The organism is Hanstruepera neustonica (assembly GCF_002895005.1).
In the GTDB taxonomy this organism is placed as follows: Bacteria; Bacteroidota; Bacteroidia; order Flavobacteriales; family Flavobacteriaceae; genus Hanstruepera; species Hanstruepera neustonica.
On sequence record NZ_POWF01000008.1, the window covers coordinates 118,614 to 131,654 of the forward strand.

Annotated in this window: 15 protein-coding genes; 7 read left to right on the top strand and 8 right to left on the bottom strand. The window is 33.1% G+C overall.

The annotated features are described in order from the left end of the window. Positions 1 to 2 precede the first annotated feature (2 nt). The 7 genes from ccoG (at position 3) to C1T31_RS11865 (ending at position 5,617) form a co-directional block, all read left to right on the top strand. Positions 3 to 1,427 carry a cytochrome c oxidase accessory protein CcoG gene (gene ccoG, locus C1T31_RS11835; RefSeq protein ID WP_103052716.1) on the top strand — a complete coding sequence of 475 codons (1,425 nt, stop codon included), beginning with the start codon at positions 3 to 5 and terminating at the stop codon, positions 1,425 to 1,427. A gap of 10 nt (positions 1,428 to 1,437) precedes the next feature. Further along, positions 1,438 to 1,884 carry a FixH family protein gene (locus C1T31_RS11840; protein ID WP_103052717.1) on the top strand — a complete coding sequence of 149 codons (447 nt, stop codon included), beginning with the start codon at positions 1,438 to 1,440 and terminating at the stop codon, positions 1,882 to 1,884. Continuing rightward, the gene (locus tag C1T31_RS11845; RefSeq protein WP_103052718.1) at positions 1,885 to 2,586 is read left to right on the top strand and encodes a sulfite exporter TauE/SafE family protein; all 702 of its coding nucleotides are present in this window, start codon (positions 1,885 to 1,887) and stop codon (positions 2,584 to 2,586) included. It abuts the gene before it with no gap. A 68-nt stretch (positions 2,587 to 2,654) separates the two neighbouring features. Next, entirely contained in the window at positions 2,655 to 3,089 is a 435-nt protein-coding gene (locus tag C1T31_RS11850; RefSeq protein WP_103052719.1) for an RrF2 family transcriptional regulator, read from the top strand. A gap of 49 nt (positions 3,090 to 3,138) precedes the next feature. Continuing rightward, positions 3,139 to 3,870, top strand: a complete 732-nt coding sequence (gene ric / locus C1T31_RS11855; RefSeq protein ID WP_103052720.1) for an iron-sulfur cluster repair di-iron protein — start codon at positions 3,139 to 3,141, stop codon at positions 3,868 to 3,870. Positions 3,871 to 3,969: 99 nt separating this feature from the next. Next, complete coding sequence (locus C1T31_RS11860) at positions 3,970 to 5,166, top strand: hypothetical protein (protein ID WP_103052721.1); 1,197 nt, start codon at positions 3,970 to 3,972, stop codon at positions 5,164 to 5,166. Further along, positions 5,150 to 5,617, top strand: a complete 468-nt coding sequence (locus C1T31_RS11865) for a hemerythrin domain-containing protein (RefSeq protein WP_103052722.1) — start codon at positions 5,150 to 5,152, stop codon at positions 5,615 to 5,617. The genes C1T31_RS11860 and C1T31_RS11865 overlap by 17 nt, the downstream gene beginning before the upstream one ends. 7 nt (positions 5,618 to 5,624) lie before the next feature. Here the strand turns inward: C1T31_RS11865 and C1T31_RS11870 are convergent, their stop codons facing one another. The 8 genes from C1T31_RS11870 to C1T31_RS11905 all read right to left on the bottom strand — a co-directional run bounded on the left by C1T31_RS11870 (position 5,625) and on the right by C1T31_RS11905 (position 13,039). Then, positions 5,625 to 5,861 (bottom strand): hypothetical protein, encoded by a 237-nt coding sequence (locus C1T31_RS11870; protein ID WP_103052723.1) that lies wholly within the window; start codon positions 5,859 to 5,861, stop codon positions 5,625 to 5,627. A 1-nt stretch (position 5,862) separates the two neighbouring features. Beyond that, complete coding sequence (locus C1T31_RS11875; RefSeq protein ID WP_103052724.1) at positions 5,863 to 6,444, bottom strand: cytochrome c oxidase subunit 3; 582 nt, start codon at positions 6,442 to 6,444, stop codon at positions 5,863 to 5,865. Positions 6,445 to 6,505: 61 nt separating this feature from the next. Next, complete coding sequence (locus C1T31_RS11880; RefSeq protein ID WP_103052725.1) at positions 6,506 to 7,771, bottom strand: alginate export family protein; 1,266 nt, start codon at positions 7,769 to 7,771, stop codon at positions 6,506 to 6,508. Positions 7,772 to 7,801: 30 nt separating this feature from the next. Further along, entirely contained in the window at positions 7,802 to 9,577 is a 1,776-nt protein-coding gene (locus tag C1T31_RS11885; protein WP_103052726.1) for a nitric oxide reductase activation protein NorD, read from the bottom strand. Positions 9,578 to 9,651: 74 nt separating this feature from the next. Continuing rightward, positions 9,652 to 10,425 (bottom strand): CbbQ/NirQ/NorQ/GpvN family protein, encoded by a 774-nt coding sequence (locus C1T31_RS11890; protein WP_103052727.1) that lies wholly within the window; start codon positions 10,423 to 10,425, stop codon positions 9,652 to 9,654. Positions 10,426 to 10,511: 86 nt separating this feature from the next. Then, a complete protein-coding gene (locus tag C1T31_RS11895) occupies positions 10,512 to 11,849 on the bottom strand; it encodes a cbb3-type cytochrome c oxidase subunit I (protein ID WP_103052728.1) in 1,338 nt (445 codons plus the stop codon). Positions 11,850 to 11,857: 8 nt separating this feature from the next. Then, entirely contained in the window at positions 11,858 to 12,301 is a 444-nt protein-coding gene (locus C1T31_RS11900) for a c-type cytochrome (protein WP_103052729.1), read from the bottom strand. 24 nt (positions 12,302 to 12,325) lie between these two features. Then, the gene (locus C1T31_RS11905; protein ID WP_165780106.1) at positions 12,326 to 13,039 is read right to left on the bottom strand and encodes an SCO family protein; all 714 of its coding nucleotides are present in this window, start codon (positions 13,037 to 13,039) and stop codon (positions 12,326 to 12,328) included. Positions 13,040 to 13,041: the final 2 nt, after the last annotated feature.

The window sequence follows — 13,041 nt, forward strand, 5'->3', positions numbered from 1 at the left end:
CCGTGGAAGCTCCAGAAAACGAATCGTTTAGAGATTCGATAGGTACCATTGACGAAGAAGGAAAACGCGCGTGGGTTTATCCTAAAAAACCTAGTGGCAAGTATTATGACAAACGTAAAATAGTTAGTTACATACTATTGGCTTTTCTGTTCGCAGCACCTTTTATCAAAATTAATGGCAACCAATTTTTAATGTTCAATGTATTGGAACGTCGTTTCAATATTTTTGGATTTCCGTTCTGGCCGCAAGATTTTCATCTATTCGTTATCTCCATGATAATTGGCGTGGTGTTCATTACGCTTTTTACTGTTGGATTTGGTAGAATATTCTGCGGTTGGATTTGCCCGCAAACCATTTTTATGGAAATGGTTTTTAGACGCATTGAATATTGGATTGATGGTGATAGAAACAAACAGCGCAAATTAGATAGACAAAAGTGGGATGCTGAAAAAATCAGAAAACGCTTGTTAAAGTGGTTTATCTTTTTGGTCATTTCATTTTTAATAGCCAATATCTTTTTAGCTTATTTAATTGGAAGCGATAAGCTTCTTAAATACATAACTGATGGCCCTACAGAGCATTTGGGAACTTTATTTCCATTAATAATATTTACCGCTGTTTTCTATTTTGTTTTCGCCTGGTTTAGAGAGCAGGTTTGCATTATTGCTTGTCCATATGGACGCTTACAAGGTGTGCTGTTAGACACAAAATCAATTGTAGTAGCATACGATTATAAACGCGGTGAAGGTGAAAATGGTCGTAAAAAGTTTAGAAAAAATGAAAATCGTGAAGCTTTGGGACATGGTGATTGTATTGATTGCTTACAATGTGTTCATGTATGCCCTACAGGAATAGATATTAGAAATGGTACACAATTGGAATGTGTAAACTGTACGGCTTGTATTGACGAATGTGATCATATAATGGAAAGCATCAATCTTCCTAAAGGCTTAATACGTTATGCCAGTGAGCACGAAATAAAAACAAAAGAAAAGTTTAAGCTAACCGCTAGAATGAAAGGCTACATAGCTGTTCTGGTTATATTAATAGGTGTTTTAATTGGCATGCTGCTTATTAGAAATGATGTTGAAGCTCGTGTATTACGGTTACCAGGTCAACTTTATGAACACAAAGAAGGTAACATTATAAGTAATGTATTTACATATAAATTGGTAAATAAAACGGTTCATGAAATTGACAGTGTTCACTTTAAATTACGCAAATTTAACGGTGAAATAAAAGTTGTATCCAACACTAACAATATTGTGATACCTAAAGAAGGCCTATCTGAAGGCACATTATTTATTGAAATAGATAAAAAAGAATTAACAGGAGATAAAAACAAACTTATGATTGAAGTTTATAGTGGCGACGAGTTAATAGAAACTACAACGGTAAACTTTTTAGGTCCAAGAAGTTATAATTAAAACAACTATTATGAAATTTAATTGGGGAACTGGTATTGTAATTGCATTTGTAGGGTTTATTTCCTTTATCATGTATTTTGTTATTAATATGAATACCAATAAGGATTTGGATCATGATTTAGTAACTGAAGACTACTACAAACAAGAACTGGAATTCCAAAATGATATTGATAAAGAAAAAAACGCTAAAGCTTTAGCAGAAAATATTAATTGGAAAAAAACTGAAGACGGTATAATTATAGTATTTCCGGAATCCCTAGAGGTTAATAGCATAACTGGAAAAGTGTTCCTATACAGACCATCTAATAAACAATTTGACTTTGAAACGGACATTTCATTGTCAAGCCACAATTTGCTCATACCTGACAAGCGTTTATTGGATGGTCGTTGGAACATTAAAGTTGATTGGCAATATAACGGAAAATCATATCTCTACAAAAAAGAAATTGTGTATTAAATGCTTTGGTCCGCTATCATATTCGGTTTATTGGGCAGCTTTCACTGTGTTGGCATGTGTGGACCCATTGCCTTTATGTTACCAGTAGACCGAAGTAATTCATTTAAAAAAACAGCACAAATTTTAGCCTATCATATTGGACGCTTATTTGCTTATGCTCTAATCGGGCTTGTTTTTGGTTTAGTTGGTAAAAGTCTTTATTTGTTTGGTATCCAACAACAACTATCCATTTTTATAGGTATCCTAATGATTATTGTCGTAATTATCCCTGCTCATGTATTTAATAAATACAACTTTTCAAAACCTATTTTTAAACTTATTTCCAAAGTAAAGTCTGGATTAGGAAAAGCATTAAAAAGAAAATCAGCAGATACCTTTTTAACCATTGGCTTTTTAAATGGTTTTCTACCTTGTGGATTGGTTTACATGGCTGTATTTGCTTCCCTTGCTATGCAAAATGCTTCACATGGCGCTTTGTATATGGTGCTTTTTGGTTTGGGAACCATACCATTAATGACTGCTGCCATTTATTTGGGGAAATTTTTAAATGCGACCATCAAACATCGTATTCAAAAAGCAATACCTATTTTCGTAATCGTTATTGGATTGTTGTTTATTGTTAGAGGATTAGGATTGGGTATACCTTACCTCTCTCCTGCTCCAATTGTTGAAACCGCTAATGGGCTTATAGAGTGTCATTAAATATTTTATTTAAGATAATTTTGTCCGATTTGTTTTTTTGGTTTAAATTTGTATTATATAACTAAAGTATGTTTTCAAAAGCTTGCGAATACGGTATTAAAGCATCTATTTTTATAGCTATAAGCTCTTCTGAAGGAAAGCGCGTTACACCCAAGCAAATAGCAGAAGAGATTAACTCACCACAAGCCTTTACTGCGAAAATTTTACAGGCACTTGTTAAGCATAATGTTATTAACTCTGTTAAAGGTGCTTATGGTGGTTTTGAAATTGAAAAAAACGATATATCAAAGATTAAACTGGCTCAAATAGTAAATGCTATTGATGGAGATAAAATTTATAGAGGTTGTGGCTTAGGCTTAGAAATATGTGATGAAAACCATCCTTGTCCTGTTCACGACAAATTTAAAAGTGTTCGGACTGATTTACAAAACATGCTTGAAAGTACAACATTGGAAGAGCTAGCAATCAACATAAAATCTGGCGCATCATTTTTAAAAGTTTAAAAAAAATTTAATATTAAATAGGATATATTTATCCGATATAAAAAACAATATGGAAACATTAGAAAGAAACGTTGAAAAACATATAGGAGACTACGTCGCTGCGGATTATAGAACTGCAGCGGTATTTTCAAAATACAAAATAGACTTTTGTTGTAATGGTGGAAGAACCATAGATGAAGCTTGCCAAAAAAAAGGTATAAACAGTAACCAATTATTAGATGAGCTTAATAGTGTTTTAAATAATAAAGGTGACCAAGCTATTGATTACAAATCGTGGCCATTAGATTTATTGATAGATTACATTGAAAAAAAGCATCACCGTTACGTTGAAGAAAAAATTCCTGTATTAAAACAGTTTTTAGATAAACTGTGTAGAGTACATGGCGAGAGACATCCCGAACTGCTTAAAATTAACGAATTATTTACTGCATCGGCAGGAGAATTGGCAGCCCACATGAAAAAAGAAGAACTTATTTTATTTCCTTTTATTAAAAAAATGGTTCAAGCTCAATTAAGGAATAGTGTTATTGAAACTCCTCATTTTGGTACGGTCGATAATCCAATTGCAATGATGAAGCATGAACATGATAATGAAGGTGAACGCTTTAGACAGATTGCTGATTTAACAGACAATTATAATCCACCAAGTGATGCCTGCAATACCTATCGTGTAACATTTGCCATGCTTGACGAGTTTGAAAAAGATTTGCATTTACATATTCATTTAGAAAATAATATACTGTTTCCACAAGCCATAAAGTTAGAACAGTTGTTTGGTTAATAATGTAATAATTATTTGTTTGGTTAAATTCCAGAAAGTTGTCCTCAAAGGCTTTCTGGAATTTTTTTAAATGTGTATTTTCATCTTTTTAATTTATTAATGCACAAAAAACTTATTCTTGTTTGTTTAATTAATTTCTTGATTGCTGCCCTAATGGGTTTGTTATTAAGATATTCTTTCGTTAACGATGTACCCTTTAACTATCGTTTTTTAACGCACGCACATTCCCATGTAGCTATGTTAGGTTGGGTTTATTTAATGCTTTACACCTATTATGTACATTATCTTATTCCAGATAAAAAAACCATTTACAACCGACTGTTTTGGGTTACAGAGATTGCTGTAATTGGAATGATGATAAGCTTCCCCTTTCAAGGTTATGCAGCAATATCCATCAGCTTTTCGACACTTCATATAATGTGCAGTTATTATTTTGTTTTTGTAATCTGGAAACATCTTAAAACGGATTCTAGAGTAACAAAACTTTTGGTTAGAGCTTCTCTCCTATTTATGCTTGTTTCTACTTTAGGTGTTTGGTGTTTAGGTCCGGCCGTTGCTACGCTTGGTCAAACCAGTGCATTTTACCAAATTGCCATTCAGTTCTTTTTACATTTTCAATTTAATGGTTGGTTTTTAATTGGTGTTATAACCATTCTCTTTTTTCTATTGAATATTGAATATTCTCAATTATTTAAATACTTTTTTTATACATTAATTTCTTCAACCATTTTAACGTTAGCCTTGCCCATTCAATGGTTTGCTCCTCACAACAGTTTATTGTGGATAAATAGTGTTGGTGTAATCTTACAAATTATATCACTAGTTCTGTTCTTTAAACTTATTAAACAGAAATTAGTCCGCTTTTTAAAAAAACAAAGCAACCTAGTTAGAAACTTTTTGGTATTTGCTGTTTTGTGCTTGGTATTAAAAAACATGTTTCAACTCACATCCCTTTTTCCTGAATTTGCACAAATAGTTTACGAAAATCGAAATTTTGTAATTGGGTTTATTCATTTAAACATGTTAGGCGTTATATCTGGTTTTCTATTTGCTTTTATTTTTCAAAACTTCAAGTTAAAGGCTTCCAAATTGTTAATTTTAGGAGTTTACACTTTTATATGTGGTTTTTTACTAACAGAATTGTTAATAGCACTTCAAGGGTATTATTTTTATGAAGGAAAAGGTATAATTGACCAATATTATTTAATGTTATTTCTATTCAGTATATTATTGCCAATAGGCATTACAGTTTTTACCATTACTTTAAGTAAAGAAACGTATGAAATCTCCAAATAAACCTTTAAAACGCCATACAGCCTTACAGCCGTTAAGCAAGGAGCATCACCATGGACTCTTGTTGTGCTGGAAAATTAGAACAGGTTTTAGTAAAAAGATAACTCCAGAACGCATTTGGGCTTACGCCAATTGGTTCTACAAAACACATTTAATTCCTCATTTTAAGATAGAGGAAGAATATATTTTTACAATACTTAATAGTGACAACAAACTTGTTATTGAAGCAATTGAACAACATCGGGAACTACAAATGCTTTTTACTGAATCTGATAAAAATACCCAAACGCTTTCGACAATTGAATTATTATTGGAAAAACACATCCGTTTTGAAGAACGTGTACTTTTTCCTAAAATTCAAAACGTAGCTACTGAAAAACAATTTGAAACTATTGAAGCGCTTCATAACGATGAAAAATTTATAGACAAGGAAGACGATGTGTTCTGGAAATAACCTAAAGCTAATAGCGAATAACCAAAATGATTGCTAAAATGATAAAAACAAATGCAGCAACAATGAATCGCCAAAACACATGAGCCTTAATTAACTCTATAAAATAGTAGCTAATTCCTAAAAATTTCAATCCCGCAAGCGCTAGTATTATTATGGCTGAATAACTTAATGTTTGTTGTGCAAATAATGCTGAAATAAGGGTAAGTAATATTAAAACTCCCAATGTAATTTTGGCACTTTTCATCTTAAAAAATTAAATAAATTACTGGGAATAAAAGCACCCAAATTAAATCGCACATATGCCAAAAGGCAGCGCTTGCTTCAATGTTTTCTATATTGGCTTCAGTACCCTTTTTACAAATACCAAAAAACACAAGCACCAAAATAACCATACCTACCAACACATGAATAACATGAAATAGTGTAATCATCCAATAAAACAAAAAAAACGTGTTATAGCCTATGGTGTAGCCAGCCTCAATCTTATCGTAATATTCAACACCTTTTAAACCAATAAACAGCAAACCGCCCAACAGCGTCAATTTTAAAAACAATGAAGCCTTTTTTAGATTATTAACTTTAAAATAATGTACCGCTTTTGCCATACAATAACCGCTTCCAATTAAAAACAGTGTGTTTATTGCACCAATAGTACTGTTTAAAAGTAGTCGAGAAGAATGAAAAACTTCAGGTTCTTCTTTGCTACTGTAAGCCATAGCAACCAAAGCCATACCAAAGGTAATGAGCTCTAAAAAAATAACAATCCAGATTAGGATGCCCCCTGGAGGATAAAAAATATTTTTATAATCTATTTTTGCGCTTTCCACCTAATTGAAGTTTTAAAAATTAAAGCCTAATTGAGTTATTTCAATTAGGCTTTTTTCAATATTATTGTTTTTCTGAAGGGTTAGAATATGTAAATAGTTTTGGTTTAAAAGTAATCATTACCCAAGCCCAATTATTGGTTGCATCTTTATCACCTCCTTTTAAAACTTCCATAGTCTCTGTTGCAAACATTTGAGAATAGCCTAAATTAAAACTAATATTGTTGGTGTATTTATACCCAAAAACAAAATCAATTTCAGTACCTAAAGCATTGTCCATGGTTTTTCCTGTACTATTTACAACATTTGCTGCAGAAGAAAAGAAATGAGGAATAAGCATTGCTGATAGCTTATCTTTTTTAAACTTGAATGTTGCATATATGTCTAATAGACCAACCGAATTAATATGGTTTCCTACATAAAAATAATCCATCCAACCATTAAACTTGTGGTTAGTTCCAAACCATGGCGTAAACGATTTTAATTTAGAATCTGTAGCATCCATGTCTGTACCAGATAGAATTTCTACACCTAAACCTACGGTAAAATGTTTAGCTAATCCATAGTAAACATTTGCGGCAGCATTGAAAGCACTTAAATCTGTTTTTGCAATTTTACCTGTTTGGAAATATAAAGATGCATCAACCTTGAGTTTGTTTTTAGTAAATGTTGCATGCGAACCAATTGTTTGATTATATTCAACTTCTTGTTTACCATTATTATCAAAAGCCAACCCATTATTTAAGAATAAAAAGCTTAAACCAACATCACCAAAATTTCCATGATACCATAAATATTGGAAATTCTTGTAGTTTGTTACATCATAATCAATTTCAAACAACGATTCGCTTTCGGAACTTAAAGCCAAACCTAAATCCAGTCTATGCTTTTCATTAGGTTTATAGGTTGTTAAAAAAGCATCATGACTCCTTGCTTGTTGTGCCCACTCCACATTACCAAAAATCCTATGGTCATCATAAATAATTTCTTGACGACCTAGTTTCATAGATAATTTTGGAGAAAAAAACATTTCAGCCCAAGCCTCATGAAGTGCAGTTCCGTTTTTATCTGCACTTGCCAAAGTTGAAACATCTCCCCAAACTCTTACATTTTGAACTGCTATATAAGCATTTAGTTTTTCGCTTCCATAACGAAAATTTAAACGTGTACGTTGCGAGACAAAGACAGCAGCATCAAGTGTGTCTACAGCTAAAGTTTTAAAACCATGTCTATATTCAAATCGTGGTCTTAATTCTGCTGTAACTTCAAAAGTTTGCGTAAATGTGAGATTAACTACCAACATCACTAATACAATTACTATTTTTTTCATTTTTTATGTTTTAAAATTGCTTTTTCTTTTTTAAGATTGATGCTTTATTCGCTCATAAAGTTTAACCAACGATTGCAACAACTCCACAGGGTTGGTTAAAATTTGATAATGGTTTTGTCCAAACATTTGCGGTAAATAATATTTGGCTTGTGCTTCAATAGCCAAAGCATATGAGTTTATTTGACGTTCATTAAGTTCTCGAAGTGCTTGTTTAACATCATTAATACCGTATTTGCCTTCGTATTTATCATAATCGTTTGGCTTTCCGTCTGATATTAAAATGACCCATTTGTTTTTGGTGTCACGTTTATCTAACAATGCTCCAGAATGTCTTAAAGCTGCACCAATACGTGTATAGCCACTAGGTTCGATACCGCCCACTTTATGTTTTGCTACATCCCAGTTTTCATCAAAACCCTTCAAAGTGATATAACTGGAATGGTTTCTAGTTTTAGAGTAAAAACAATCGATGGAAAAATCGATATTGAACTCATTTAAAATTTCTCCAAACAGAATGGATACTTGTTTTTCAACATCAATAACCCGATTCCCTGCAGCATAGCCATCACTGGATAAACTCACATCCAACAACAATAGAATGGATAGATCTTTTTCTTTTTTACGCTTGGATAGATAGATTTTTTCTAATGGGGTATGACCTGTATGTACATCAACAAACAAGTCGGTAACCGCATCAATATCCAACTCTTCACCTTGTGGTTGCCTGCGCTGTTGCTGGTATTTGTTATTAACGGTGGTCAACATTTTTCGCAAACCCATTAAAGTAGAGCGGTTGTCGTTTAATGTTTTTTTGTAAAACGAAGGGTCAGAAACAACAGGATTTTTAGGATATACTTTGCAGAAGTCTTCTTTATAACTTCGGTCTTTGTAATTCCATTCATCGTAAGTCACAAAGTAGCCATTGCTTTCGTTTTCTGCACTTTCGGCAATGGTGGTGTTTTCAATAAAATCAGCTTGATAGACGGAATGCGCTGTATCATCAACACGAACGGTATGTTTCATATTAACTTCATCGAGCGCGTTGGAGTGATCTTCTAAATCATCATCACCATCCATCTCCCTAAAATTCCCTCCAAATTCTTCGGCGGTTTCAACCTTTTCAAACTGATGCTGTAATACCGCATCTTCTAGTTGTTTTTGGTCTATTTGTACCGAAATTATTTCTTCAACAGCTTTAGATTTTATTAGTGTTTTGGGCTGTTCTTCATTTGCCTTTTTAACTTGATCTGTAAAGTTTTCTAGTTTTTCAACTGAATTGTCTTTGATGTCATTCCGCATCCATTTTCCATATATAAATGAAAAATCTGCTGGTTTTTTTTTCGTGGCTTTTTCGTTATAAAAAGACACAAATTTTTGGTGATAGGTTTCTGTAATGGGGAATTGTTCGAACAATTCTTTTAAAACGCCTTTTGAAGTGTCTTGTGCTTTTTGTTGCGATTCTAAAGTGTCGTGTTCGGTATTATCGTTCCAATTTAAATTTAAATTCTTTTGAACAGATAAGTATAAAACTCTAAATAAATAAAATGAAATATTGTCTTTTACCGATTGAAAATCGTAAAATTTAGTAGGCAGAAAAAAGTTGTTGTTTCTATAACCGCCCTCGCGTTCTGCTGCATAAATCTCGATGGCTTCACCAGTAATTGCGCGTGCAAAAATGGTTAACCTTGGTTTTATCTCATCTAAATTTACGGCGTGTTTAAGTTCTGCTTCTTTTCTCTTTTTACGTTTTTTAAAAAAGAAGGCAAACTTGGTAAATATGTACTCGTCTGGTTCGAACTCGAACATAGTCTTTAGTCTTCAGTTTGCGGTTTTCAGTATCAATTGGACTGCCAACTGAATACTGTGTACTGCCAATTAATTTATATCATTAAATCACTTAAATCTTTTAAGGCTTGAATGACTTCCAAATCATCGGTTAGGGGTTCCACAACAGCTACATGAACGGCCAAACGTTTTGGTAATCCTGTGTGAATTAAGTGTGCTGCATCTACCAATAATCTGGTTGAAACGGTTTCGGTTAAACCAAGCTCGGTGAGGTTTCTAATTTTTGTAGCAATATTTACCAGTCTTTTGGCGTCGTCTTTTGAAACATTTGTTTCTGAAACCAAAATTTCGGCTTCAATTTTTTCTTCTGGATAATCGAATGAAATTGCAACAAAACGCTGTCTTGTTGAAGGTTTTAATTCTTTAAATCCACGTTGATAACCAGGATTGAATGATGCTACCAACATAAAATCTTTATGGGCTTTTATAGTTTCACCCAACTTATCTATAAACAATTCACGTCTGTGATCGGTTAAAGAGTGAATAGCAACAATAACATCAGGACGAGCTTCGGCAATTTCATCGAGATATAAAATATGGCCTTCTTTTACAGCAGTGGTTAATGGGCCATCTAACCAAACGGTTTCGGCACCTTTAATAATAAATCTGCCTATTAAATCTGTTGATGAGGTTTCCTCGTGACATGAAATCGTTATAAGTTTGGTGTCTAATTTATGAGCCATATGCTCAATAAATCTGGATTTTCCTGTGCCTGTTGGTCCTTTTAATAAGAAGGGAATTTTACAATTATAGGCATGTTCAAATACCTGAACTTCTTTACCAATGGCATGATAATAAGGAATATTCATTTTGTTTTAGTGTTTAAAGAAAAACCCGCATTACGCATTGTAGTTTGTAATGCGGGCATTATTATTTTGAGTTAGTCACTCTGTATTTATGATGCTATTTCTAGAGCTTCATCTGTTGGTTTACCGTGTTTGTAAAAATCAATGAAGTATAAAATTATACCTGTCATGAACAATGTTGCACAAAGGATAAGTACAATAAAATGGATTTCAATTTCTTTTTGCACTTCCATAAATTCCATTTTAAACTTTCGCTCTAAATATACTTGAGCTACACCAGCTACACCAAAGGCCACCGTCATACCAATAATACCAATATTAGACAACCAATACGCAGCTCTACCGCGTGTACTTTCATATAGTTTTCTACCTGTTAAATTTGGTAAAGCATAACTTATAATGGCTAAAACAATCATAGCGTAAGCGCCCCAGAAAGCTAAATGACCGTGCATTGCCGTTACCAAAGTACCATGCGTATATATATTAGTTTGTGGCAGCGTGTGTGCGAAACCAAGTAATCCTGCTCCAATAAACGAAACTATAGCTGCGCCAAGTGTCCAGTATAATGCTAATTTGTTAGGGTGTTTCTTTTCGCCTTTTCGGTACATATTAACAGCAAATAATGCCATGGCCAAAAATGCTAAAGGCTCTAGTGCAGAGAATATACCTCCAACGATTAACCAAATTTTATTTACACCAATGTAATAGTAGTGGTGACCTGTACCTAAAACGCCTGATAGGAATGTTAAACCAACAATGACGTATAACCATTTTTCAATGACCTCTCTATCTACACCAGTTAGTTTTATTAATAAGAAGGATAAGATACCACCCATAATTAATTCCCAAACACCTTCTACCCATAGATGAACTACCCACCATCTGAAGAAAGAATCTTTCACTTGACTATCAAACGGAAGCATACCTGGTAAGTATAACAAGGCTGCAAATAGCAGACCCATAGAAAGCACGAGTGCGGTTGTTGTTTTGCGTTTGCCTTTAAATAAGGTTGCTAAAATAAGTCCTAAAAACAACAGTACATTTACAACTACTAAATAATCTAAAGGTCTTGGGATTTCTAAAAATTTACGACCTTCCCAATAGTTAAAGTGATAGCCTACAATGGCGATAACACCAACTAAAGCTAAACTTATTAATTGTACATAAGCGAGTTTTACGTTTACCAATTCGCGTTGCGCTTCTTCAGGAATAATATAATAGGCTGCACCCATAAAACCTGATAATAACCAAACTACTAATAAATTAGTATGTACTGCTCTTGCTGTATTAAACGGAATGAATTCATGTAATCCATCATAACCTGCATGAGCAAACCCCATAATAAAACCATATATGATTTGCAAACCAAACAATAACATGGATAGGGCAAAAAACCAATAGGCTACTTTTTGTGATTTATATTTCATAATTTCTTTTAGTTAGAGTTAGTTTTATCTTTTGCTAATGGAGATACCACGGTATCAAATCCGTTTAAATCTATTTCTCCTATCCATTCAAAAAAGGCTATTAAATCCGCAGCTTCTTCAGCGGTAAATCCATAAGCTACCATTTTTCTTCCATTAGGAGCCCAATCCACTGGTGTTGTTAAAACGGCTTTAATATAGCCTTCTCCTCTACGTTCAATTACTTTAGTTAATTCAGGAGCATAATAGGCTCCTTCTCCCATTATTGTATGGCAACCCATACAATTATTTTCTTCCCAAAGGGTTTTTCCTCGAACTACGGCTTCAGTGATATTTTCGTCATTAGATTGATCTTGAGCCTTACTAAAAGAAAAAATAGTAAGACCAATAAATATGATAAAGGTCACTGCAGTACCACCAAGGAAAAAGGCACGTGCTTGTTTTTTTGATAACATATTATTTAGTTTTTGATTAGTATTCTATTTATTTGTTAATTCAAGAATGGCTTGAACAGTTTCATTATTATCAACTCCTAAACCTTCTTGTTGATGCACTAATTCTCCTTGTGGATTAAATACACTAATGATGTTTGAATGTGAAAAGTCTATAGGAGATATTTGTTTATATTTTACAGCTAATACATTTGCAAATTCTCGAACACCACTTTCAGTACCTTGTAAGAAAGTCCAATGCTCATCATCCATTAAATTTTCTTCGGCAAATGCTTTCAATCGTTCTGGTGTATCATTTTTAGGGTCTATACTTACCAATACAAATTGTAAATCTTTTAGATTTTCTTTAGGTACTTGTGCTTCAATGTTTCGCATATCGGCAACCAAACGCGGACAAGCTGCTTTACAGGTTGTGTAAATCATAACCATAACCAAGGTTTTTCCTTTTAAATCTTCAAGTTGAATGGCTCCTCCTTCTTCTGTTTTCCAATTATTTGTTAAATTGAAAATAGATTCATCTGAAATTTCTTGATTATTCAAAACTTTATCAGGTTCTTGGTCAATAGCTTTTAAGTCCATTTTACATACTGGACAACTTTCCGCATCAGTATAGGTTTTATTGCCTTCACATTGCATCGGACATTGATAAACAACCATATCAGTATTAGACTTATCATTCTTACATGATATAGTCACAGTTAATGTCAAAAAAAGTGCTATTAGTAATTTAAATTTCTTCATTG

Coding starts and splice junctions, on each gene's coding strand:
- ric (WP_103052720.1), top strand. CDS start 3,139: ATGGAAACATTAGAAAGAAACGTTGAAAAACATATAGGAGACTACGTC.
- C1T31_RS11905 (WP_165780106.1), bottom strand. CDS start 13,039: ATGAAGAAATTTAAATTACTAATAGCACTTTTTTTGACATTAACTGTG.
- C1T31_RS11880 (WP_103052725.1), bottom strand. CDS start 7,771: ATGAAAAAAATAGTAATTGTATTAGTGATGTTGGTAGTTAATCTCACA.
- C1T31_RS11850 (WP_103052719.1), top strand. CDS start 2,655: ATGTTTTCAAAAGCTTGCGAATACGGTATTAAAGCATCTATTTTTATA.
- C1T31_RS11865 (WP_103052722.1), top strand. CDS start 5,150: ATGAAATCTCCAAATAAACCTTTAAAACGCCATACAGCCTTACAGCCG.
- C1T31_RS11890 (WP_103052727.1), bottom strand. CDS start 10,425: ATGAATATTCCTTATTATCATGCCATTGGTAAAGAAGTTCAGGTATTT.
- C1T31_RS11860 (WP_103052721.1), top strand. CDS start 3,970: ATGCACAAAAAACTTATTCTTGTTTGTTTAATTAATTTCTTGATTGCT.
- C1T31_RS11870 (WP_103052723.1), bottom strand. CDS start 5,861: ATGAAAAGTGCCAAAATTACATTGGGAGTTTTAATATTACTTACCCTT.
- C1T31_RS11840 (WP_103052717.1), top strand. CDS start 1,438: ATGAAATTTAATTGGGGAACTGGTATTGTAATTGCATTTGTAGGGTTT.
- C1T31_RS11845 (WP_103052718.1), top strand. CDS start 1,885: ATGCTTTGGTCCGCTATCATATTCGGTTTATTGGGCAGCTTTCACTGT.
- C1T31_RS11885 (WP_103052726.1), bottom strand. CDS start 9,577: ATGTTCGAGTTCGAACCAGACGAGTACATATTTACCAAGTTTGCCTTC.
- C1T31_RS11895 (WP_103052728.1), bottom strand. CDS start 11,849: ATGAAATATAAATCACAAAAAGTAGCCTATTGGTTTTTTGCCCTATCC.
- C1T31_RS11900 (WP_103052729.1), bottom strand. CDS start 12,301: ATGTTATCAAAAAAACAAGCACGTGCCTTTTTCCTTGGTGGTACTGCA.